The 22,741-nt window shown below is 56.7% G+C and carries 20 protein-coding genes; 12 read left to right on the plus strand and 8 right to left on the minus strand.

The window, feature by feature from the left end; translation table 11 throughout:
- Positions 1 to 34 precede the first annotated feature (34 nt).
- From DVK00_RS19240 to DVK00_RS19275, 8 genes are all read left to right on the plus strand, one after another.
- Positions 35 to 1,681: a hypothetical protein gene (locus DVK00_RS19240; RefSeq protein ID WP_121578420.1), complete on the plus strand. Its 1,647-nt coding sequence runs from the start codon at positions 35 to 37 to the stop codon at positions 1,679 to 1,681.
- Positions 1,681 to 4,935 (plus strand): VirB4 family type IV secretion system protein, encoded by a 3,255-nt coding sequence (locus DVK00_RS19245; RefSeq protein ID WP_121578347.1) that lies wholly within the window; start codon positions 1,681 to 1,683, stop codon positions 4,933 to 4,935. Before DVK00_RS19240 ends, DVK00_RS19245 begins: the two co-directional genes overlap by 1 nt.
- Positions 4,936 to 4,940: 5 nt before the next feature.
- Positions 4,941 to 5,312, plus strand: a complete 372-nt coding sequence (locus DVK00_RS19250; protein ID WP_050007953.1) for a hypothetical protein — start codon at positions 4,941 to 4,943, stop codon at positions 5,310 to 5,312.
- Positions 5,312 to 5,791, plus strand: coding sequence for a hypothetical protein (locus DVK00_RS19255; protein ID WP_121578348.1), 480 nt, complete (start codon positions 5,312 to 5,314; stop codon positions 5,789 to 5,791). Before DVK00_RS19250 ends, DVK00_RS19255 begins: the two co-directional genes overlap by 1 nt.
- A complete protein-coding gene (locus DVK00_RS19260) occupies positions 5,788 to 6,543 on the plus strand; it encodes a relaxase (protein WP_121578349.1) in 756 nt (251 codons plus the stop codon). The genes DVK00_RS19255 and DVK00_RS19260 overlap by 4 nt, the downstream gene beginning before the upstream one ends.
- Positions 6,540 to 8,744 (plus strand): type IV secretory system conjugative DNA transfer family protein, encoded by a 2,205-nt coding sequence (locus DVK00_RS19265; protein ID WP_121513777.1) that lies wholly within the window; start codon positions 6,540 to 6,542, stop codon positions 8,742 to 8,744. The genes DVK00_RS19260 and DVK00_RS19265 overlap by 4 nt, the downstream gene beginning before the upstream one ends.
- A gap of 1,067 nt (positions 8,745 to 9,811) precedes the next feature.
- Positions 9,812 to 11,176, plus strand: coding sequence for a restriction endonuclease (locus DVK00_RS19270; RefSeq protein WP_121578350.1), 1,365 nt, complete (start codon positions 9,812 to 9,814; stop codon positions 11,174 to 11,176).
- A 122-nt stretch (positions 11,177 to 11,298) separates the two neighbouring features.
- Positions 11,299 to 11,922, plus strand: coding sequence for a helix-turn-helix domain-containing protein (locus tag DVK00_RS19275; RefSeq protein ID WP_233560847.1), 624 nt, complete (start codon positions 11,299 to 11,301; stop codon positions 11,920 to 11,922).
- Between the two features lie 1,530 nt (positions 11,923 to 13,452).
- Here the strand turns inward: DVK00_RS19275 and DVK00_RS19285 are convergent.
- Entirely contained in the window at positions 13,453 to 14,598 is a 1,146-nt protein-coding gene (locus tag DVK00_RS19285; protein ID WP_121513780.1) for an SOSS complex subunit B family protein, read from the minus strand.
- 1,215 nt (positions 14,599 to 15,813) lie between these two features.
- On the opposite strand from DVK00_RS19285, the gene DVK00_RS19290 reads away from it, so the two are divergent.
- The 4 genes from DVK00_RS19290 to DVK00_RS19305 all read left to right on the plus strand — a co-directional run bounded on the left by DVK00_RS19290 (position 15,814) and on the right by DVK00_RS19305 (position 18,214).
- A complete protein-coding gene (locus DVK00_RS19290; protein ID WP_199722367.1) occupies positions 15,814 to 16,482 on the plus strand; it encodes a nucleotidyltransferase domain-containing protein in 669 nt (222 codons plus the stop codon).
- Positions 16,472 to 16,957 (plus strand): hypothetical protein, encoded by a 486-nt coding sequence (locus tag DVK00_RS19295; protein WP_004592300.1) that lies wholly within the window; start codon positions 16,472 to 16,474, stop codon positions 16,955 to 16,957. The genes DVK00_RS19290 and DVK00_RS19295 overlap by 11 nt, the downstream gene beginning before the upstream one ends.
- Before the next feature lie 190 nt (positions 16,958 to 17,147).
- Positions 17,148 to 17,504, plus strand: a complete 357-nt coding sequence (locus DVK00_RS19300) for a hypothetical protein (RefSeq protein ID WP_004592299.1) — start codon at positions 17,148 to 17,150, stop codon at positions 17,502 to 17,504.
- Entirely contained in the window at positions 17,501 to 18,214 is a 714-nt protein-coding gene (locus DVK00_RS19305; protein ID WP_147435177.1) for a hypothetical protein, read from the plus strand. The genes DVK00_RS19300 and DVK00_RS19305 overlap by 4 nt, the downstream gene beginning before the upstream one ends.
- A 4-nt stretch (positions 18,215 to 18,218) precedes the next feature.
- On the opposite strand, the gene DVK00_RS19310 is transcribed toward DVK00_RS19305, so the two are convergent.
- From DVK00_RS19310 to DVK00_RS19330, 7 genes are all read right to left on the minus strand, one after another.
- Positions 18,219 to 18,575, minus strand: coding sequence for a hypothetical protein (locus DVK00_RS19310; protein ID WP_121513683.1), 357 nt, complete (start codon positions 18,573 to 18,575; stop codon positions 18,219 to 18,221).
- The gene (locus tag DVK00_RS21870; RefSeq protein ID WP_199722368.1) at positions 18,576 to 18,713 is read right to left on the minus strand and encodes a hypothetical protein; all 138 of its coding nucleotides are present in this window, start codon (positions 18,711 to 18,713) and stop codon (positions 18,576 to 18,578) included.
- A gap of 363 nt (positions 18,714 to 19,076) precedes the next feature.
- Positions 19,077 to 19,262: a hypothetical protein gene (locus tag DVK00_RS21255; protein WP_137440597.1), complete on the minus strand. Its 186-nt coding sequence runs from the start codon at positions 19,260 to 19,262 to the stop codon at positions 19,077 to 19,079.
- A gap of 19 nt (positions 19,263 to 19,281) precedes the next feature.
- Positions 19,282 to 19,680: a type II toxin-antitoxin system death-on-curing family toxin gene (locus DVK00_RS19315; protein ID WP_004592294.1), complete on the minus strand. Its 399-nt coding sequence runs from the start codon at positions 19,678 to 19,680 to the stop codon at positions 19,282 to 19,284.
- Positions 19,681 to 19,773: 93 nt separating this feature from the next.
- Entirely contained in the window at positions 19,774 to 19,911 is a 138-nt protein-coding gene (locus tag DVK00_RS21875) for a hypothetical protein (protein WP_004966779.1), read from the minus strand.
- A 65-nt stretch (positions 19,912 to 19,976) separates the two neighbouring features.
- On the minus strand, positions 19,977 to 20,132 hold the full coding sequence (locus DVK00_RS21880; protein ID WP_170097440.1) for a hypothetical protein: 156 nt from the start codon (positions 20,130 to 20,132) through the stop codon (positions 19,977 to 19,979).
- 944 nt (positions 20,133 to 21,076) lie between these two features.
- Entirely contained in the window at positions 21,077 to 22,738 is a 1,662-nt protein-coding gene (locus tag DVK00_RS19330) for a DnaJ domain-containing protein (RefSeq protein WP_121578352.1), read from the minus strand.
- Between the last annotated feature and the right edge of the window lie 3 nt (positions 22,739 to 22,741).

Raw genomic sequence — 22,741 nt, forward strand, 5'->3', positions numbered from 1 at the left:
CAACCCCGAGGAAGACGGAGACGGAGACGTAGCAATGCAGTCGGGAATTGCTGGGGAAATCGTGAAGGAGGTTGTCGAGAGAGTGGTTGGAGAACTCTCGTCGGCAATTACAGCTGGTATCAGTGGCTTCCTTGATCAACTCAGAACAGACATAATTGGGTATTTTGAGGGGTTCTTTGAGTGGCTTATTGACCCGATGGTAGGCACACCTTCTCCTGAAGGACCGAATTCAGCAGCCCCTGTCGACATTGCATTTGAGTCTGCGAGTAATGCTCCGTGGGACGCGTTAATCTCCAATATATATTTCGATGGGATTGTTGGGTTAGCGCTCGGCATCCAGTTTTCTGTTCTGGCGATGATCGGGCTTAGATACGGGTCGACGAACCCGGTTATCCGGAAGAAGCTTCTACGCCGACTCGGTGTTGCCTTCCTTTCGCTGTTCTTCTGGCTCCCGGTAGCCTCGCTGGGGACGCAGTTCTTCGATGCGATTGGCCGAACACTGTACAAAGGATCACACACCCCCAAGGAGGCAGCCGCACTAATCAGCTCAGCCCAGCAGATTGCGGATCTCAGCCTTGGGATCTTCGTCGTCCTCATCATTGTCGGACTGTACGTCTACCTCAAGGCGGCGTTCATCTTCATCACTCGGTGGCTGCTGGTCTTCCTGTTGACGCTGTCGATGCCGCTGGTTGCGACGTTCTGGGCAGTGGAAGTCTGGCCGCTGAACCGCTTCTCGGGACTGGCGAAACAGGTCGCCGGCGCGTATCCCGGAGTCCTCGCTGCGGGTATCCCGCCTGCAATCTTGATCCGCATGAGCTTCGAGGCGACAAACTGGGGACTGGCTTCTGAGCTGTCGCTGTTCATCAGCCTCGTGACGCTGTACTTGGCAGCGAAGTCCCAGAAGGTCCTCATCCAGCGCAGTAGCCGCGTTGCGATTCAAGTCAGCGAGCAGGCGCTCGCCGGTGGGAAAAAGCCACTCAAGATCGGTGCGGCGGCTGGTGGTGCAGCGGCGACAGCCGGCGCTGGCGCGGTCGGTGGCCCCGGCGCAGCAATGGCGACGGGTGGCACGATTCGAGCTGCCTCAGGCGCTGCAAAAGGGCGTGTCGGCAGTGCTGCCACGGGAGCCCAGATGGTCCACCGCCAGATGGCAGCCAACCCCGCTGGCATGAAGAAGGGTTCTAGCGGCGGCCCCACCGGTTCCGGTGGCGGCAGTAGTCCCACTGGCTCTGGAGGTGGCGGCAACAGTGGCTCCGGCGGCGGTGGGTCAGGCGGCTCCGCTCCACCCTCTGGTGGCGGCAGTGGCGGTGGCTCACCGCCCTCCAGCGGCGGGAGCGGGTCCAGTGGAAGTCCCCTCAACAGCAGGTTCACCAACGGTGGTTCGTCCGGCTCGTCCGGCGACTCTGAGAGTGACGACACCCCGATTAGTGAACGCCAGACGAAGATGGAGCAGCAAACCAAGATGGAGCGCCAGACGCAGATCAACTCTGGCGATACCAGAGTCTACGAGTCTGACTCAGACCCGCCGTTCTCGGATGGGAAACCCAACGAAAACGGGACCGATACCGACTCTGGTGGGTCCGAGTCGTACGACTCGCTCAAGGATGTGTTTGCGACTGATGACGATGTATTAGGGCCGGATGTGTACCGCGACGGCCTGCCGCACAAGGAGGATGACGACTAATGGCTGACTCAGAAGAAGAGTACAATACGAACATCATCCACGAATCCCTCGGAGATTCGACCAACTTCTGGGGCGACTACACACTCGGGGAACTTATCCTGTTCCTCATCCCGCCGTTTGGCTTCCTCGTTGCGATGGGGATGCCGTTCGTGCCGGCGGCGCTGTTCTTCCCCACGTTGGCTCTCACAGCGGTCGTGGAAGTGTTCCTGTATATCCTGCACAAAGTCCGGCCAGATCACTATCGCCTGACTGAGTGGCTGCGGGTCAAACTGTTCTGGCTCGTCAAAAAGAAGCAGTACACTCACGGCCAGGGGAATCAGGATACTCGGCAGGTCACGCGATTAGAGCGGGTCATGCCCCACGGCATTGAGCGCATCGACGGAGCGTACGTCGGCGCGGTCGAGGTCGAGCCCGCCAATATGTCGCTGCAGGACGACGAGAAATGGGAGAAAGCCGTCAAGTCACTCACACGCCTGTCTGAATCCCTGACTGGGCGGGCGAAACTCCACGTCACGACGGCCGAAGTCGACAACGAGTCCCACATTCAGGCACACGTCGACCGACTCGACGACCCCGATGCGAAGAGCCATTCGATCTTCCGGGGCGTCCTCATGGAGTTTGTCAACCGCTACATCGACGACAGCGGCAACGTTGAGACTGAGACTGAGCTTCAGCGCAAGTACTACGTCGTCGTCTGGGTCACTGACGACGACATTCACGACCTCCAGATGAACAGCGACTCCATCGCGGATTACCTGACTGGGATACCGGTCATTGGGCGGCTGTTCACTCGATTCGACAGTGACACGCTCACTGACGCCGAGCGAGAGGAATTCAAGGCCAAGAAGCTCCACGACCGGCTCGAAACCGTCGACAGAGCAGTCAACAATATGTTTCGGTGCCGTAGCCGGTCGGTCAGCCCGCATGAGCTGGCGCACTTGACTGAGGACTACTGGGCCTGTGAAACGCGGTCCGAGCGGGAGTATGAAGAGGCGGCCTCCGTCTCTCCGGTGACGTACTCGGCACGGGAACTCATCAAGCACGGCGAGGGTGCCGCAGCCCATGACGCTGCGGAGGGGATGGACACCGACGACGTCGGTGGGACCGACTACGAGGTCGACGAGACTGACTTCGTCTCCCAACTCTACCGGCCCGGTGAGAACCATCGATCACTGGTCGCGCCGACGGATATCGAATGGGAAGCCGACCACGCCCTCATCGATCAGGAGACGTACACCCGGTGCTTCTGGATCGAGACGTATCCCGAGCATCCGACGAGTGGGATGCTGGAGCAACTGCTATTGGATACGGACCTCGCTGTGGATGTCTCAATCCATATCGACCCATACGACGCTGACACAGCAGTGTCAGTCATGAAAGAGTGGATTTCCTCGCTGAAGATGCTGCAAAACGACAAAGGAGAGCTGGAAGCGGAGGATATCGAACAGGAGGTCAACCAGGCAAAGTACATCCGGCAGATGGTCCGGCGCAACCATACGTCGCTGTTCCGTGTCGGGGCGTTCATCCGGCTGACGGCTGAGACCGAAGAAGACCTCCGGAAGCAAACGAACCGGCTCGAAACGCTCCTGCGAGACTCGCCATCGAACTGCGGGGTCAAGCGAACGACCCGCCGGCAGGAAGCAGGACTGGTGACCGTCTCGCCGATCGGGGCCAACGAACTCGGCCAGAATCGGCTCTCCTCAATGACCGGGGAAGCACTCGGGTCGCTGTTCCCGTTCTCGTCGAACTACCTGCGGATGGAGGACGGCATCGAGTACGGACTGCACGGCCACAACGACTCCTCGCTGCTGATCGACCCGTGGGAACTGGAAACCGGCCACTCGGAGCTTGTAACCGGGATGCCCGGCGGCGGGAAGACCCACGGCACGCAGGCTCGGGCGATGCGAATGCTGAAAAAGCGGTCGGACGTCAAGCAGATCTACATCGACCCGGTCGGGGATATGCACGGCAGCGCGAAGATGCTGGATGCAAAGACGATCACAATCAGCGGCGAGACGCCGCTGAACCCGTGCGAGATGCATCCGACGCCTCAGCATGTCCTCGAACAATCGCCGGATATGCAGCCCGTCTCAGCGAAGAAAGACGAAGTGTACGGGGTCATCGAGAACTTCCTCCAATCTCGGGATGTCGATCTGGAGATGCACAGCGGCCTCATCACGTTCCTGATCGACACGATATTCACTGAATCGGATATCGACCCAGCGGACCCGTCGACGCACACGCCGGAGAACTCGCCGGACCTGAGTGACTTCCTCGAAGTCGTTGACCGCCTCCAAGAAGAACCGGAAATGTTCCCCGGAGCGACAACGGAATCGTCCCAGCAGAAAATCCAGCAGTACGCAAACGAACTCTCGATTGCACTGCATCCGTTCCGACCGGGGAGTACGTTCGGCAACCTCTCGAAAGAGTCGGACTTGCGGCTGATCGACGACAGCAGCAAGGCCGTCTATCTGGACCTCCAACAGGTCGAAGGCTCGGGTAGTGGCCTCGGCAAGCAGTCGTTCATCATGCAACTGCTGTTGTCGACGCTGTACCAGCAGGCGAAAAATATGCAGCAGAAGGTCGAGATCATCATCGACGAAGCTCACTACCTGTTCAACGACGACGCAAATCTGGAGTCGCTGAACCAGATTGCGCGGCACCAGCGCCACGCTGGACTGCGACTGGTGATGCTGTCCCAGACGCTCTCGGAGTTCGAGGACAAGGGCGCAGCCGAGGAAATCGCGGGAATGTGCCCGATCAAGGTGCATCACCGCGAGCCAGAGCTAGGCGACGAGACAGCAACAAGCGCTGGACTGACGGATGAACAGCAGTCCTACATCCAGCACGCCGAAGCCGGCAAGGAGTCGCTGGGTGATGGTCAGGGCTACTCACAAGCGCTGGTTCGCGTCGATGAACACGGTGACTACCCGCTGACAATCAAGACGTCGTGGGAAGAGAAGCAGATCATTGACCTCGACGCTGATGCGGAAGATACGCTCGACGTTGTTGCTCACGAGGCTGACTCCCACGCTGCTGACTTCGAAGAGTTCGTGCGCTCGAAGGCAGTCGAGCAAGAGCTAGCGAATCGTGGATTGTCCCCGGAGAAGGCTGAACACGTCCTCAACGGACTCAGCGAAGACGAGTTGGTGGATGTGGTGTTTGTAGCCCTTGACCAGACACAGCCAGAAGCAGTTGTCGCTGACGGTGGTATCGAGGCAGAGACTGATGCGGAGTTCGGCACTACGGAGTGATTCACATGGATGAAAGTATCACATTCTCGATGAGCGCAGAGAAAAAGAAACAGATTGTAACGCAAGCTGAGAAGAACGACGAAACGGTAACTCAGTTCCTGCTTAAAGCGGCAGAACAGCGTATATCTCGTGAACTGCAGGAGCAACGTGCTAACGAACTAGGGGTTGCAGATGAACTGCAAGACCTTGCTGATAGCGTCACTGGCGAAGTGAGCGCTGCAACGGATATCGACACAGATCAAGAACTGTGCCATACTGTAGCACTGTGGGAGTTGATTTCGAGTAAGTATGATGCTGATACTCGGGCTGCCGCAATGGAGGAAGCGCCAGAGAAACTGCAGGAGCAGGTAGCGAAAGTTGGCGGAGGTGATGACTGATGACAGAGCGAGATGAAGTTCTTCAGATATACACGACCAGTGAAAACAAGGAATGGATCAAAGAGCGGGCTGAAATAGAAGGCAAGACGATCTCGGATATCGGCCACAGTCTCGTTGAAGAGTATATCGACCGCGAAACTGGTGAAACCCAGTTTGAGCGGTACGGGACTGATACGCAACTCGAACTCGTCATGGAGAATATTCGGAGTGATATCACGGCTGAGCTGGACGAGTTCAAATCCGAGACGCTGGAGGAACTGAAGACGGTCCAGAAAGTCCGGACAGCATACACCATCGCTATCTGGAAACTACTGCAGGAGGACCACGATGATGCACACCTCAGATTAGCGATGAAGTTTGCGACCGACCGCATTGGACGGGAGCCAGCTACAGAGGCAACAAACGGGAGTGATACCGACTCAGGAGAGCAGGGTCGTGAGTCCTCGGTGGCGACGAATGCTGGGGGTGACGGTGCATGATACTGCCAACGGATTATCAGCGGAATGGAGCAGGGAATCTCGTTGATTACATCCGGCGCGACCGGGACCAGGACGCCGGCGCGACAGTTGACCTACGGAATCCGGCCGGGCGAGAACTGTCCGACCCAGAGGTGAATCGGTTCGTCGACAAGAGCCGAGAATTCGGATTTCAGCGGCATCTGATCGTCTCGCCAGACCCCACTGGAGAATACTCACCAGAAGGGGTGAATGCCAACACTCGGGAACTTATGAACCGCGAGTTCGCCCGGCAGCCGACAACTGACTACGTATACGGTGTCCACCAGAATACGGAGTTCCCACACGCACACGTCGCGGCAACTGGGGAACCAGCAGAGTTGGAGATGGATCGGGAAGATATCCGGCAGATGCGCGAACAGGCAGCGACCGTATTTGCAGAACCCGCTCGAACACGCGACCCAACGGCTGCCCCTCGCGATGCCCCGGAGAATCCCGGTCGGGTCGTGGATCAAGAAGCACGGGAGCAGTACCACGAAGCAGAGTTGTCGCTAAACCCCGAAGCAGAAAAAGCGCTCAAGCGCGCGACTGAGAAGAGTCAGCAGAAAGACGTCGAACAACCCACGGCTGAGAAGGCGCGCGATGAGCGGCAAACTGAGCCACTCTCAGAACGTGCTGCGGAGAGAGCCGAAGAACAAGCGGCAACTGAGAGCGAGCCCGAAGCTGCGCTTGAACGCGAGCAGGAACCCGAACGCAAAGTTGGGTGGTGGCAGTGAGTTCTAGTTCCTCTGCACCACCAGGACAACGCTCCGGCGAAGTCCCGAATAGCCTCAAGTACGACAACGTCGTCGGGTTCGTCTGGGCCGGGTTCATGCTGTTGTTCCCGCCGATGATCGTCGACAGCGACAAGGTTCTCCCAAAGCGGTTCTGGGCGTGGCGCTACATTTACCTCGGCTTTGGACTCATCAGCGCGGCGTTCTTCTACGACGTGCTTGTCCAGACACCCAGCGCAGCGCTGTTGTTCCCGTTCGCACACGTTCTGGCTGCCATCTCAGTCGGAACACTATTCGCTGACTTCACCGTGCCGGGGCTATCGCTGCCGATGGTCTCGTACTCGACCACGGTGCTCCTGTATGCCATCTCAATCGGTATCGTGTTCTCCGGGGAACTGCTCCGCCGGACCTCGCCGGAAATGCTCGCGATGAACCAGTGGGACCACGACGACGGAGAGTCCGTCGTCCCACTCGAAGAGGTCTCTCACGAACACGAAGAGGCTGAGATGCCGTTCACGCTCGATCAGGATGTCTCTACAGCCGTCGTAGGGGAAACCGGGAGTGGGAAGACGTCGATGATGAAGCTGCTGGCCTACCAGTTCCCGTACTACAGTAACACGGCAGTCATCGCCCACGACACCGGCGAGGACTTTCAAGCGTTCTACGAGGAGCTGGGCTTTGAGGTTCAGCGCATCCGCCACGAAGACAGCGACGTAGTCTGGAATCTGTTCAAGGACGCCGATTCAGAGTCGGACTTCCGAGAGGTCGCCGGCGCGATCTTCGGCGAAGCCGACGGCCACGACCCGTTCCATCGGCCCGCAAAACAGACTTTCGCGGAGATGCTGATGTACCTCCATCTCAGCGCGAAAAAGAACAATCGCCGTCACGCGCTCTGTCATGCCGATATCGTCTCACTACTCAACGAGGGCCACATCGCGCTCAAGAAAGCCCTTGACGAGTTCGACCGGCTGGACTCAGGTCATATCGACCCTGACAAGGGCAAAGGCGCACAGAACGTCTACCAGACTATCAAGGAGAACGTCGATCCCGTCTTCACCGGTGACTTCGGGGACTACGGGGAGTTCTCCCTGCAAGAGTACATCGAGAACCCGGAAGGCCGAGTCCTCATCATTGACTCGAACCCGACAGAACTGGAAACGCTCGGGCCGATGTACCAACTGCTCGCGGACTGGTCGATCCGTTACGCAATGAACGCCTCGAACCCGACGGTCCACATCCTCGACGAGATTGACGCGCTGCCGGCGCTTACTCAGGTGACGAACCTTACCGCCCGAGGCCGGAAACACAAGGCTCGGGCACTGGTCGGCGTCCAGACAATCGGCCAGCTCAAGGACACGTACAGTACAGTCTCTGGGATTGTCGGCAACTGTCCACAGGGAGTTTACTTCGGGCCGGGTGACACTGAATCGACGGACTTCATCCTCGACGAACTCGGCGAGAGTCGACAGTATGATCGCTCCGAGATGGTATCGATGAGTCACCAGGGGCGCGGCGAGAACCCCCGGACGCAGGCTCGGGACACGTACAAAGAGAAGGACAAGACGCCGGTCACGTCTGGCTTGCTTCGAGACTTCCAGCCCGGTGAGTGCGTTGCCGTCTCTCGGACGACGTGGGTTCATGGACAGTCCTACGAACTGGCTGATGTTCGCGATAGCCTCCCGGCACAGGGTGCGGAGTCGCCGGGCAGTTCGGAACCGGAACCCACCGAGGATGATACCGACATCGAGAGTGACAGCTGGTTCTCGTTCACTCGGGCCCGACTTGATGATGTGCTCTATGGGTCACTTGGTGAGGACGACGACGATGAGTCCAGAGAGAGTGGCCCGGATCGTGACGCCGAAGTCGAGCCGACTGCCGACGCGACAGACGGGTTGGGCGACGACGAGTCGACCGACCCACTCGACCAGACAACAGCAAACACTGCCGTCACGTCTCCGGACACAGACTACCCAGATGTATCAGATGAAGAAGGTGAGTACGACGGTGGCAATCACGACCAGCAGTCCGACGACAACAGCGGTGACTTCTCCTCTGACGAGTCACCGAACCCCACCACTGATGAGACGGAAGCCGCTGAGAAAGGAGATGCTGAATCGGCCTCAGAATCAGACGCTACTGAGACTGATGAGCAAGACAAAACAGAGTCAGAAGAGAAGGGGCACGACCCGGCTGGGTTCATGTGACTGCCTCTCTACAGAGTAACGATAGCATCTAAGAAAATCTATACTTTTGCAGATAATCTCTTGATCTCCCTTTGGTTGTTGACTGATAGAGTCCTCTGGCTGTAGCCCCTCAATAGAGCCATTATCAGATATCCAGTAAAGTCTCCCCATCTAACTGATTCTGGGTGAAATCGCCAGACGGAACCGGTTTTGCTCCTATCTGAATCTATTAGCCAAGTGACTAATTCGTACAAAATCGCAATACGTGGCGGGTGTGATTCACCGAATAATTGGTCCTTTAACTTGCCGTGCTTTGCGGGGCGTTCTGAGAGCGATTTTTGCGAGAAATGTATAGCCAATCTAGCAGTGGGGGAGCGGGTCGATAGACCCGACACAAACAGGGGTACGAATCCGTTCAGGCCACCTGCACTCACACCTATTGGAGAACAGATATATCTCACCTCATTCCCCAGAGTCCGACCGGGACTGCACATGGCGGGCCAGCCCCACCGAGCATCATGCGAGTCCACTGTGCCACGCACGTCGCCGGCCACCGACGTCCAGGGCCACGCCGATCACGACCACACTCGAGTTGAGCCAGTGCTGGCAGACCCACGCTCGGCCATCGCTCGCTTCGGCCCCCTCGTAGCGCACAACCCGGCAGCCACTGGCCGGCGACCACACCACTTTGTCCGGAGCTTTGTATACGATTCCCAACAGTTACAGCGTACCTTGTTTTCGCATCTTCGTGATATCGTAATTTAGTGTGGCATTCAGCCGGGGAACTGTCCGATTTCCGGCGGGGATCGCGCCCGCTACTGCAGGCACGATTGGACCGGCGTGAGGCGCGCGACCGCGCCGAGCGCAGCGCCCCGTCGTCCGAGTGAGCGAGAGTGAACGAGGACAGGACAGACGAGCATCGCGAGTCTGTCAGTGGCGTCGCGCGCTGGGACGGGCCACTGGTTCAGGTTTGATCCTCACGGACAGTTCGGTGGTTCATCAACCCTTCAGAAGGGTTCAACAGACAGAACTGAACTGCGTTTGGCAACGCATTTGATAGTTGCAATGTACTATTCATATAATTCGGGATGGCTATACTGGATGATCTCTCGGGATTCGAGTTCGAAGACCTGATGGAAGACGTGTTCCGCAACCTCGGCTACGAGAACGTCCGCCAAGCCAAGCGCACAGCCGATGAGGGACGGGACGTCATCATGGAGGAAGTGATCGACGAGACGCGGCGTGCGATTATCGTCGAATGCAAGCATACGGGAACGGTCGGTCGCCCGGTCGTCCAGAAGTTGCACTCGGCCATCGCGACGTTTGACTTCGACGGCCCCAAGCGGGGGATAGTCGTCACCACTGGCCGATTCACGAGCCCTGCTCAGGAGTACGCAGATCGGCTCCAGCAAAACGACGACCCGTACCCCATCGAGTTGCTCGACGGCGAGGACCTCCGAGAGATCGCTGACGAGATCGGCCTCGACCTCTACAACGGTCGTATCGAGATTCTCTGCGACGAGACCCTGCGCCCGTACGATCCGGCGGCCAACGTCGACGCGCCGGTCCAGGAAGCGTTCCGCGATATCGAGAATATCAAGACCGCTGACCTCCCAGAACCACACTCGCGGGTGACGTTCCGCCCGGTGGTCGAGGTCACCGCGGACACGAACGCAGTCTTCGAGACGTCGGTGGGCGTCATCCACCGGATCAACGACCGCACACAGTTTGTTGTCCACGCCGCACGCGGCCATCCGAAGGTGGCCGACGACGATATCGCGACGCTGGTCGCCGAGAATTTCCACGCGACGATCGACCTCGATACCGAGCAGTTTACCGAGGTATTCGACGACGTCGAGGAGCGCCGATTCGGGCAGACCCAAACGGAGTACAAGGAGTGGGCCGTCGAGCGGCTTCAGAACTACCACACGACGACAGTGACGTACACCGGCGACAACAACGTCACATACAACAAGACGTGTGAGCCGAACCGCTCAGACATCTCCGTCCAGTTGATCGAGCCAGTGTACCTTCCTAAAGTCCGGCACAAAACCGATCTGCAGGAGTACACCTACCCCTACGAGTACTACGCGGCGGGCCCGTCAAGAGTGACCGCCGAGGACGGCATCCATCAGTGCGTCCATTGTGACACGACTGGCGGTGACGAGACGTACACCTACTGCCCGAACTGCGGAGCCATTGCCTGCTCCAGTCACATCAAAACGGAGCGGCTGGAAGGTAAGCCGATCTGTACGGGCTGTGCGGTGACGGAGCGGTTCGCGCTGAAGACGAAGTACTTCTACGACGACCAGAACCTTGAGGCGTTCCGCGAGGAGTACGCCGACATGCCGCTTCACGAGAAGGCGATGGAGAACAAATGGCTGGCCGGGGGTAGCGTGGTCGCGACGCTGCTACTCGTCGTTGGACTACTCGTCATCAGCGGCATTATCTGAGTGGCCACGGTGTTTACCGTGGCAGTCTTCGCAGAACTGGTCAAAAACTGCTGGTTCTCATCGGTACAGTCACCTGCCCGTAGCAAACGCTCATGATTTCTAGTTTCGTAACACTATACAAGATGGGATACGATACAGAACACGTTCGAAACACGGGAGATGCCCCGGGGATGATCACCGGGATTCCGACGTTCACAGAATTGTTCGAGAACCCATCCCTTGCTGCCCTCTATACATCGATTAAACGCTCAGAGAGCACAACAGGCCCCGAACTCGTCGAAGCAATGAATGTCTCGAAAAAGACGGTGTACGACTACCTACATAAACTGGAACAGGCAGGTCTCGTCAGCAAGGTCGCAGAGGATGCTGGTACCGCTGTGTACACTGCTGAAGAATTCGAACTGACCTTAACAGTCCGCGAGGCTGATGTCTCTATCACCCCAGAACTTATCGAAGTGATCGCACACAAAGACGAATACCCAGAAATCGAGCGAGTTCTTGAAGACCACGGTATTGTCACATTCGCGCTAGCACACGATCTTGTGAAGGAGCACAGTGAGGGGGATGTCACAATCCGTCAAATCGCAAGTCTCACCGATCTTTCGCCTGGAATTGCGTATGACCTTGTTGAAGCGCTCTATTTGATTCTTGACCTCGGTGACAGCGAATCGGCTCCGACGACGTGCACACCGGGAGATTTCGATGAGGATGACGACGATCTCCTTGAGGAACTGACAGACAAGTAGACTGAATGACGAGGATATACACGGCGAACATCCTGCTTGATGTCGAACTCCTCACTGAGTTGGACGACTAACTCGGTCCCCTGATAGTGGTAACTCTTAACAACTGCTGTAGCATCAGGAGGGGCATTCCCAAACGGCAGTGACTCAGCACAGCCCGCTACAGACCCGAATACAGCGGTACTGAGCGAGGCGAGGACCCGGCGACGATTCATATCAGATGCTGCAGAACTGTAGTTAAATACTTTCTCCAACTCAAACTTGGAGACATGCCTTCTGTATCCATCACGAATCGCGTAGACGTAGATACACGCCATTGAAGAGGCAGACCGTTGCCACTAGCAATAGACCACCGCTTAATACGCCTCTAAGGCTTCCAGAAACACCGGGATCTGCCACAATTTCAAAGGTGCTTTCAAACACTATCGACTGAACCACCAGAGCTAAGCCGCCTATCGGTATCAGTAGCCGTCGAGGGTGTCTATTTTCGTCAAACCTCATATCGTTGAAATACATGACCGTGGTATGAATACGTTAGTGAAGTTCTATGATTGGTGTATTCACCGTATTGAGCGAACACAACGTCTGCCAATTGTATTTCTCCCTGTAAGAGATGTACGCACTGTATCTCGCACGTCCGATTCAACATTTCCAGAAGCTGTCAGAATCAGCGTATAAGACCCAGAGGTTGTCTGCAGTCCTGAACGACAACTCGCCCTTATCCAGACTCTTGCTATCCAGTCTGCCATCCGATGAACTTCTCAAACCCAGAAGTAAAGGCGAGAAAAACGACAGCGAACACGAACCAACGGAACACATCGAAGGTACCAGTGAACGCAAGCACATTGAAAATGTACGACAATGACGCCCCAACGAATGCAGCGACGTAGAGGTTCCTGCGGATGTTCATGCAGATACTTCTAATGACAGTGTGTTAATTCTTCACCAGCGAGTAGCACGACTCTGTAATTTGGCTGTTGAGTACATCACGAACTCCCTCGGTACTGAATAAGCGCTCTATATTTTGCACGCAAGTCTTGACAAAACTTGGATAGCTAGATTATAAGAAGCGTTCTATGAGACGCTTCTTGATGATCCCTCTAGAATCTGTACTCCAGTAAGGGCCACACGCTGCAGACGGACTAGCGAAAGAGCGGTTCCCGTCCACTTCCCGGCGGCGGGCCGGGATTGCGCCCGCTACCGCAGGCACGATGGACCGCCGCGAGGCGCGCGATAGCGCCGAGCGGAGCGTTCCGTCGGCGTCGCGCGCTGTCGCGACCCACCAGCCACTCAGCCCGGTTTCTCCCGGGCCGGCTGGCCCACGTCCACGCACACACCAGAACATCGGCTCTCTCACAGCCGCCACCAGACTGACCCACGTTGACGCGCTGGTGCGGTGGCGTGCCAGTCCGTGCGCGCGGTTGTCTCGCCGCCGTCCGCTGTGCCGGAGGCGGTGGCGAGGCCGCGTGCGCGAGCACCGTCACACCGCCCGAGGAAGCCCCCGCTCAGTGGGGCCGCCCCCGGTGTCGGGCGTCAGTCTGCGGAGTGGACGATACCGCGATGAGTGGCGGCCCCATGCTCAGTGTCGAACAGGTCCGAACACCCGGACTCGGGACAGCGGGCCTTCCCGAGGGTCACGGCGACCGCGCGGTCAGAATCCCGCTCGTTGGCCCACTGATGGGTGTCTGACTCGGCCTCCCACGACGCCACCGCCGGGCTATTTCCCGAGGAGCCGAACATACTACTCCCGTGTCCAGTGGGCGCGGGACCGTCGCCGCGCTCGATGACGCACATGAGCGTGTCGCTCGTGACAGCCACCGTCTTGATACCGTTGTACTCGTCGGGCTTGCCCCCGGAAATCCGAACTCTGTCGCCCTCGTGGAGCGTGCGGACCATCTCGCCGCCGTGCATGGACTTGCCCCAGACCGTGACCTTCGCGCTCGTACCGTCGTCGTCCTCGATGTAGAGGACTTGGTACTGGTTCCGCGCGTCTGGCTCCGCGATGATGTGCGTTACTTCGCCTTCAACCGTACACTCGTAGCCGTAGGGCGAGACATCCGCGATAGGCGTGGGTACTTGCAGGTCGTTCTGGGCCTCGTCCAAGACGGTAAAGGAAGCCTCATACAGGCTGTTACAGTCGCCCATCTGCCCGGACACAAGGGCCGCGAGTCGGCGGCCTGCTGCCGCTCGTGACAGACTGGTTTTGTCTGCCAGCGTCGCGGCCTGCTGGTTGACTCGCGCCAGCGTGTCGCGGTCCATCCACTGCCGAGGGTCAGCCGGGGAGCGGAACCCGTCAGCCCGTTCGGTTTCCGCGTCGGTGAGCTGGCGAGCTGAGGCTTCGCGGTCGGTACCGTCGACGTGGGCGCGTGCGACCTCGGAGTGTCGGGCCTGCTCGGCTTCGCGGCCGTGGCGTTCCTCCTGCTGTTCCAGCGTTTCGCCAAACCGTCGGTCCGGGCCGACCTCGGTCGAGCGCGTCCAGTCGTATGCCTCCTCCTGCCGGGCGTAGAAGTTGCCACGGCTATCGCTACCTCGATTCATCCTGAAATCGAGTTCGTCGCCGTTCTCCGTCTCTGCGACCGCCTCTAGAAGTTGCTCGGGACCACCCTCGACGTGGGCCGAAAGGGAAACCGTCTGGTTGCTTGCCGATGCTTTCTTACCGCTGGAATTGCTAGCGTACATTGTCTTTCTGACACCACGGAAAGACACTTGTCGGGTGCTCTAACACCCGATTTCTGCGGCGTGAAACTGCCCTGCCAGCGCCGCGTGCGTCGTGTCTTTCCGTACGTAATGGCATGGGTGCCGGCTACTTAAAGGTGACGGACCATTTGAATTGTTTCAAGTGCAATATTCGGGTGTCTGAGTGGTTTCTAAGCGGCGTATTGTATTTCGAGTTTCGGGGGAGAATAGTATATAAAGACCATAGGTGATTGACACCCCAGCGGGCGGCCCCCATCGTGTGCGGTTGCGGTGAGCCAGCATCCCGCGCGGCCAAGCGAGTGCCGGATGGGTGAAAGCCCGGCAGCGCAACGAAGTGAGCAGCCCGGAACACAGGGCACGCAGTGCCCGTCCTCGTTCCGGCGAGGGAGCGCCGGCCGCGAGGGTTCCTCACCTGGATCGCGCGCGACTCCGACGCGTGCGTTCGATTACTGCTGTGTTGTGCCGTAGCAGTCGGGTGGGACTGAAAGGGGCACGCCGCTGGCGCTTGCCGTGGTCGCGTCAGCGGCCCCTATCCGCGTGCGGTTTGCGCGGATATGTCGCTGAGCGACCGCCAGCGGCGTGGGGCTTTCAAGGTGTGCTGGTCCGACACCGAGTTCGTCGTCGCGATGTTGTTTGGAGTAGTGCTGCAGGTCCCAGCAGTCCCGTCGCAGTCAGTAGTGCCGCCGACGTCAGTGTCAGTAGTCCCGTCACCAGCAGTCTCACGGGTACTGCCAGCCGAACCGTCGGCTCCCTCGACACCGTCACGAGTGCCACCCAACTCGCCTCCAGTCCCAGTAATACCAGAACCTCCTGCCCGCCACACACGAGACACACACCACTCGTACACCCTCCGCCGGCCCACAGCCCACGTACCGGCTCTGCCAAGAGCGAGCGTGCCGCCCAGCGGCGGCTGCCCGGCGGTCAGACGACACACCAGCCAACCACCTGTATCTGCTCGGCCGTCAGTCCCACGCCGATACACGCTCGTCTCTCGCGCTCTCAGCCCGCCTGCCAGCCCCACGTTGCTATCCACCAGGTATCCGTCTGCCCCACGCTGCGAGGGGCCGACTGCCAGCGTCAGTGCCAGTCATGTCCCTCTCGCCTTCAATCGCTCACCCCCGACATGGGCATCGATAGTTTCCAAATTGCCCAGGCTGAAGCTGGCTTTTATACCAATACATTCCTAATAGGAATAGTATGCCTACTACGAAAGGAACGACCACAATTGCTCTGGAGTATCCGTTCCCTCAGGACCGGGTCTTTCGATATCAGGCGATGCAGGATGTGCTCGCTCGCTTGATTGAGGAGCCATATGAAGAGTTCACCATCGGCCAACTCGCGGAAATGATTGACGGGAATCAGGCAACGGTCTCAAAGGCAGTCAAACTGCTCAAAGAACTCGGCACAGTTCAGACCCGTAAAGAAGGCCGGAAGCAATACGTGCGTATCCATCGTGACCGACTCACAAAATCTGATCCAGTCCTGTCGATCCCCCAGTCGGAATTTCACAAGCCTGTCCGGGCCTTCGTCGATACTGTTCAGGAAGAGATTGACCATCTCGTCGGCGTCCTGCTTTTCGGTAGCGTGGCACGGGGGACAGCCGACCGCGCAAGTGATATCGATCTTCTTGTCTTCGTCGAAGACGATAGGACACAGGCTCGCCGAACTGTTCAGTCAATCGTAAGCACTCTCCAAGAGACGAAATTTGAGGGGAACCGCTACACCTTCGAAACGTTGGTCGAATCGACCGAAAGCGCGAAACGGATTGGTGACCGGCTCCAACAGCAGTTCGATGAGGGACTGATATTAGTCGGGACAGATCAGTTATCCAATATCCGGGCGGAGGTGTACGCGAATGGAGAATGAATCAGTGCTTAACGCACTGGCAGCCGCTGAGCGTAGTTTCGAGCAGACACCACAGAATGTTGAGGACGGGCTCGATGTCGACGAAGCCGAATTGGTCCAACTTCGCCGAGCATGTCGGCTTCTGGCAGCTGCGTCCCGCCTGCTTGATGGTGGCTACTACACAGTTGTCATCGAGTCGTCGTTCGTTGCGATAGAGCGGACGATCCAGTTCCGACTCATCCACGACGGCGCAATGGACGCTTCTGAAGTCATCAGTAGTCATCGGCGACTGTACCAGCGAGGTGCAGAGATCGGACTCTATGATGACGCGTTTGGGGAACGATTAGCTGAACTATGGAACCAGAACCGAACAAAAACCTACTACCGGCTCGGAATTGCCACTGAATCGCAAGCAAAGGCGATGCACGAACTTGCCACCGATGTTCATCAAGATTTGATCAACGCGAGCCAAGTGCGCCACGAGTGTCTCTGTTAATCGACAGCCAAACGATACACCAGCCGGCCACCCGTCTCTGCCCGGCCGTCAGTCCCACGCTGCAAGGAACCGACTGCCAGCGCGAGTGCAGTCGTGTCCCTCTCGTCGCCAACTGCGCGCGACTCTGACGTGCGCGTCATCTCAACCAGCAATTAACGCTTATTGATTAGTGCAGATACGCATACAACGAATGCCAACAAGAGAGCTACTGACTGGGCTTCTGATCCTCGGTGGAAATATCGGGCCGCTTGAATCGATATTTGAGATCTATCCACCACTTGTGTTGCTGGGAACGTATCTCGCAGCAACGGGTGCGTATCTGATAGCCGCCGATGATCTGGCCAATTTTGCTGGACTCTGGGTCGTGATGACTGTCGTCTATCCGCCAGTTCTCATCTGGCAAATAAATTCTATGGATATAACACGCGAGATTATCTTCGGGTATTCATTTGCAGATAGCGTCGCCGGACTCCCACTAATCTTGATGCTTTTGGTCACGTACATCCTCGTTCAATCGTTACAGGACCGCTTTCGGGAGGTTGCATGATGGTCGTTTCGTGGATTTTGGATTACTTTCCGCCGTGGTTGGCAATAGTTCTGGTAACTACTGGATCTGTACTTATCACATGGGGCCTGCCGTTCGTTGATCCGAAGAGCGACTTCGCTGTCGAGGCTCCGAAGGGTGTTTTTGGGACGCTCATACTCGGTATCGGAACGGGTTTCACGATCTGGGGCGCACGAAAGACAGCCTCATTCGACACCGTCGTTGTTGGGATCATCCTACTCGGTTCGTTTATGCAGGGGGCAGTCGCGGTCAATTTCTATCGAAAAGTCTATGACTTCGTTTCGAATGGCTCGCTCCCATCAAGTGGTGGATTCAGACGAAAGATCATTGCTCACCTGTTGATGCTGTTTCTGTTACTGATCGCACTGTGGACCATCATTTACTTCATAATCTGGGGCAATCTAGACCTGGGAATACAGGATACTGTCCGACTGTACTGGACGATCGCCACGGTTATCATCAGTGTCTTGGGGCTATCCACACGGTTCTGGTTTATGCAGCGTGGATTCCCTCCGCAAATAATGTTTGGTGGGATTTTCCTAATTACTGGAGCAGAAATCTTCAATTTGCAGTTTGAGGTTGAGTTGACTACCTTTGTCTTATCACATATTGTGTATACGCTCGGATTCTGGATAGCAGCGTTTCTTTTCGTCAGTTCAGTCCGCAACTCAAACCGCACCCACAGACGCTAAGTTGTCAGAAGAGGCCAAGCAACCTTTTGAAGCGGCCTGTGATACTGGACGTCGCGTTGATCTCGACAAGACACGAACACAGTAGCAGCTGCTCGCCACACGCGGGGCACTCCTCGTAGTCACACATCTGGTGGTGGAGCTCGCCTTGCTCGACGCCACAGGCAGGACACGACTGGTCGCGCCACCGTTCGAGGTCGACGGTAACGGTCCGTTCGTTTGTCTGGAGGACTTGTAGCTTGTACGTGAGATACTGGCTCCCCCCGCCCCACGGAATCGGGTCGAAAGCCTGCCCGTCGATATGGTAGCGTTTCTGTACACATCCCGACGCCGACTGTGGCCGACGGCAGTCGGGACAACACATCTACCTGTCACCCCGGGGACGGCCCTGAAAGACCTCGCCGCGTTCCTGTGCCTGTCGATGCTGGGCAAGGGCGTCTTGTTGGTCGCCGGCTTCGGTGTCTGGAGACTGTTCGTCGGCGGACTGCTGTTCGGTGCTCATGTTCGGGAAACCCCTCACCCATTGGGGGGGACACAAAATTGCTTCCAGTACCGCCATTAGACCGGCATCACTACAGCGGTTCGACTCACGTAGGAGCAGCGTCGTGTATGCCGCGGAAACCCAAGTTGTCGGCAGCCTCGACAAACACGACCACGTCGCCGACGCAACACGAGCATAGACCACGAAACTCAGATGGGCGCGACGATTGTGCTGTGCTGTCGTATTGGAAGCAACCGCTAGCGGCGTGGAGAGTTCAAGATGGGTTGATCCTTCTACGAGAGGGCAAAGGCGTTCACAAAAGGCGACCGAGCAGCCACTAGTCGCGAACGACGCTGGACACGAAAACGCAGAACGTGGGGCTTCTCACTCGTTTTCGAGCGCTGCGTAGATATCTGCGTGGCGACGTCCATCGAGCTTCCCCATTTCAAGCGCAATCTCGCGGCGTTCGGCGTCGCTTTCGGCCGCCTGATATCGCTCGTACAACTGGCGGACTTCCTCGTCAATCGCCGTCGAGGAATCGGTGCTAGACGCCATTTCTCTATCTATCATTATCCAGTGTATCGGTTTATCAGTTGCGGCGAGCACATGCCCGGAAGTAGATGACTGCAGTGTCTACGTCGACTGTGGTTTCGCCGGTCGCAAACCGGTGTAAGAGCGCTCGAATTTCATCACCGTACTCAAACGTGTATCCGTTCAGCATATAGAAAACGACCACTGTTCGGAGTGCCGTTCGCTTGTTTCCGTCGACGAACGGATGCTCCGAAACGAGTAGTCGCATCAGATGGACCGCCTTTTGATGGATCGTCTCAGGCACCTCCCCGAAGAATCCCTCCGAAACGTACTGTAGTGCGGATGCAATCGCGTCCTCTGACCGGACCCCCGGTTCCGTGATGTCACCTTCTGTCACGACCTGGTCGTGGAGCTCAAGGATGAGCTCGACAGAGGGATACGCGAGATCGTCAGTCACAAGCCCGACTTTTGCATGCTCCTCGTTAACCGTTTCTCAACTGTCGAGGTTGAGTCTCTCTTGTGGGGCCTACCGGCAGTCGGGGCAGCACATCTACCTCTCACCCCGTGGACGCCCCTGAAACACCTCGCCACTCGTCTGTGCCTGTCGGTGTTGGGCACGAATGTCTGGTCGGTCGTCGGCTTCGGTGCTTGGAGACTGTTCGTCGACGGACTGCTGTTCGGTGCTCATGTTCGGGAAACCCCTCACCCTCTCGGGGGACACAAAATACGGGCGAGTACGCGGCCGACGGGGACTCAGGCCTCAGCGACGTCCCAGACAGAGAGATGACCGCTGGAACAGACGCCGGCGTGACGCCCGACAGCCATGCAGGGCCCGTACGCTCCGTCGACACACGCGATGCGCTCGGCGTCGAAGATCGGCGCGTCGCACTCGTCGGTTCTGCAGGTCATATACTGAGACGAGTCACTGGACATCACGCATCGCCCTCCATCGCTTGGTGACGGAGCTCACTTTCGTCTGGTAGATCCCAGCCGTGGTACTCGCGAGCGATGTGGCGGGCTCGCCTAACGTTGCCCACGACGCTGGCTGCTGGAGACTGATGCGCCTCAACGCGCTCTTTCAGATATGCAGGATGGTTGCGTGTGTACGTGCCAAAGCCGAGGCCGTCTGGCCCGCTCTGAGCTCTATGAACACTGAGTCGATATATACAAGAGTCTGTATTTGATATTAAAATGTAACATTTCATGCAGTGATTCATTTATGTCGAAACCTAATGTCAAATCTGTAGCTAAAGACGTCGCGATACTCGCAGTAGGCACATTCATCACCGGCGTTATTCTGGAGTTTCGAAATATCTCAACCCTTGACCTTGGAGTATATACTGTGGGGTGTCTAGTGATTCTTGCGTCCTCTTGGTTGATCTATCCCGGATCCGGTGAGGACCACACACTATACGATGGGCAACGGTTAAAATCGTATATTTTGACTGTTGGTGGAGTGTTTTTACTCACTCTTGCGATCCCTAAAGGGTGACAGCGCGGACACCGACCAGTATCAATAGTGGCTGCAACAGGCCGGTTGGAACCCCCGGAGATGCGCGGAACTACTATGAAATCAGTATCAAAATATATGCCTCGGTTTTAGATATAGCGGCAACATAGGCTGGTACATACCCTGAATTAGTTCAGACATCCTGTTAAGCGCCGTGTTGATAGCGGTCTCTGAACCGTGGTGAAGCTATGCTGGTCTTGAATCCACCACTGTCAGCAGCTCACAAGACGAATCAAATTGCGACCGAACACGAAGATCCCGCTATTCAACACAGCAGATTTCCTCGGCTTCGTCCTTCTAACCCGTGATAACCACCGATTAGATCGCTATTCAACGCAGCAGGTTAATCGGTGATGGGGTCGATTATAATACCGTATACATATGCGAATATCGCTACCCCACCGATGAGATACTGGTGAGCGAATGGATATGCCACTGGCGCTTGATATGTGGGCCACATAGCCCAGATGATGACACCGACTCCAGCGCCAGTAAGTGCGCTCCAGACAGTATATGGAATCTGTTGTTTAGATGGGATTTTGTGCCAGCCGACATCCCATCCCATGAATAGTACTTCGACAATTGCTGCGAAGAGGAAGTGCCAGCTCAGTGCTAAGATAGTTAGTAGGATACCACGGGGTCTGATCCCGTTTGAGACGGCATAGTAACCTCCCTCAGACAGTAGATAGCCAGGCATGATAGGCTCGAACCATGGGAAGTGAACGACTAGACCGATAACCATCATCGAGACTAACGTAGTTCCTGTTGGGACCTCTCTGCCCCCTATGAGTCTTGTGTATGTGTAGGCCAGAGCGAGAGATGGACCAATCAAGACGAAATAGAATTTGAATGATCCATAGTATAGTAGATGGAAGGACTGGGAAGCCATGTAAACCGGCGTGTGCAGTGCTAGTAGAAAGAAGACACCGCCGGGGAGCCACGTCAGGGTCGGTGAGATATTCAGCCATTCGTCAACAGTTGGGATATCTTGGTCCTTATTTGGATATCGACTCACTGCAAGAACACTCATCAGCCCCCCTGACCCAGCGGCTGCAACTAGAGTGGCTGTTGGTACTGAAAGGTCTGTCACTACACTTTGGACAGTAATCGGTGCTGCGACTCCTCCTAGAATAGATAAAAAGACTCGGGGGAGACGGAGAAATCGCCAGAGGACTTTTATTTTCCGAAACGTTCCTGTGATAGCTAGTACCGATGGGATAGTGAACGACAAACGTAGCGATATGTCCGGTTCAATGACTCTTGATGCAGCAGTTGAATCACTCAGCGCGTTGTACTGCCCCCTACTGAGAAACGCAGTAGCGATACAGCCAACTATAACTGCAAAGAGATGGAAAATCCTTGACCGACTAGGAGGTCGTTTTGGAAACGCTTTGACGCCAAGGTAGCCCCCTCCCCTGAAGCCATAAAATGGCTCCCAGCTTGTGAACTCTTCCCAAGCCTGTTGATGTATCTTTGTCCTGTCGTCAACAGTCTTCTCACCAGATTCTGTTTCCGCTTTCGTCTCAGAGCTGGTTTGCTTTCGTTGATGCTGTTCTTTGTCACTCGCAGACTCTTGGTTACCCGTTGAGCTACCTGCTCTGTTAGTACGCCAGTCGTTACTGACTTCCCGATTACGTGTCTGGCCGTGGGTTTCGTTTTGCCAGCTTGACTGGGTGGCTTGCGATTTACTCTCCGTCCTTGACTCCGATCGAGAGTTTGGTGACGAGTTGTGAGCGTCCGTAGCGTTACCGGTGGGGCTGGTTGACTGGGTATTGCCACCCTGAGTTGTGGATGAGTTGGATTGTGATGATTTGGATGTTTCAGCGGCGAGAAGAACCTTGCGTGCTTTTTTCACTTCCAGAAACTTCTTGCGAGCGTTTGGCAGATCTGACGTATCCGGGTGGTATTCTTTTGATTTCTCCCTGAATGCCTTTTGGATATCGTCGTCATCGAGATACCTATTCTGCGGGAGGTCAAGTACGTTACGCGCTGTATTACTGTCCATCGA

This window comes from Haloarcula sp. Atlit-47R, assembly GCF_003665985.1.
GTDB classification, from domain to species: Archaea; Halobacteriota; Halobacteria; order Halobacteriales; family Haloarculaceae; genus Haloarcula; species Haloarcula taiwanensis.

Coding starts and splice junctions, on each gene's coding strand:
- DVK00_RS19285 (WP_121513780.1), bottom strand. CDS start 14,598: ATGTACGCTAGCAATTCCAGCGGTAAGAAAGCATCGGCAAGCAACCAG.
- DVK00_RS19330 (WP_121578352.1), bottom strand. CDS start 22,738: ATGGACAGTAATACAGCGCGTAACGTACTTGACCTCCCGCAGAATAGG.
- DVK00_RS19295 (WP_004592300.1), top strand. CDS start 16,472: ATGGAGAATGAATCAGTGCTTAACGCACTGGCAGCCGCTGAGCGTAGT.
- DVK00_RS19290 (WP_199722367.1), top strand. CDS start 15,814: ATGCCTACTACGAAAGGAACGACCACAATTGCTCTGGAGTATCCGTTC.
- DVK00_RS19270 (WP_121578350.1), top strand. CDS start 9,812: ATGGCTATACTGGATGATCTCTCGGGATTCGAGTTCGAAGACCTGATG.
- DVK00_RS19300 (WP_004592299.1), top strand. CDS start 17,148: ATGCCAACAAGAGAGCTACTGACTGGGCTTCTGATCCTCGGTGGAAAT.
- DVK00_RS21870 (WP_199722368.1), bottom strand. CDS start 18,713: ATGAGCACCGAACAGCAGTCCGCCGACGAACAGTCTCCAGACACCGAA.
- DVK00_RS19275 (WP_233560847.1), top strand. CDS start 11,299: ATGGGATACGATACAGAACACGTTCGAAACACGGGAGATGCCCCGGGG.
- DVK00_RS19250 (WP_050007953.1), top strand. CDS start 4,941: ATGGATGAAAGTATCACATTCTCGATGAGCGCAGAGAAAAAGAAACAG.
- DVK00_RS19240 (WP_121578420.1), top strand. CDS start 35: ATGCAGTCGGGAATTGCTGGGGAAATCGTGAAGGAGGTTGTCGAGAGA.
- DVK00_RS19260 (WP_121578349.1), top strand. CDS start 5,788: ATGATACTGCCAACGGATTATCAGCGGAATGGAGCAGGGAATCTCGTT.
- DVK00_RS21880 (WP_170097440.1), bottom strand. CDS start 20,132: ATGACCTGCAGAACCGACGAGTGCGACGCGCCGATCTTCGACGCCGAG.
- DVK00_RS21255 (WP_137440597.1), bottom strand. CDS start 19,262: ATGATAGATAGAGAAATGGCGTCTAGCACCGATTCCTCGACGGCGATT.
- DVK00_RS21875 (WP_004966779.1), bottom strand. CDS start 19,911: ATGAGCACCGAACAGCAGTCCGTCGACGAACAGTCTCCAAGCACCGAA.
- DVK00_RS19245 (WP_121578347.1), top strand. CDS start 1,681: ATGGCTGACTCAGAAGAAGAGTACAATACGAACATCATCCACGAATCC.
- DVK00_RS19310 (WP_121513683.1), bottom strand. CDS start 18,575: ATGTGTTGTCCCGACTGCCGTCGGCCACAGTCGGCGTCGGGATGTGTA.
- DVK00_RS19255 (WP_121578348.1), top strand. CDS start 5,312: ATGACAGAGCGAGATGAAGTTCTTCAGATATACACGACCAGTGAAAAC.
- DVK00_RS19305 (WP_147435177.1), top strand. CDS start 17,501: ATGATGGTCGTTTCGTGGATTTTGGATTACTTTCCGCCGTGGTTGGCA.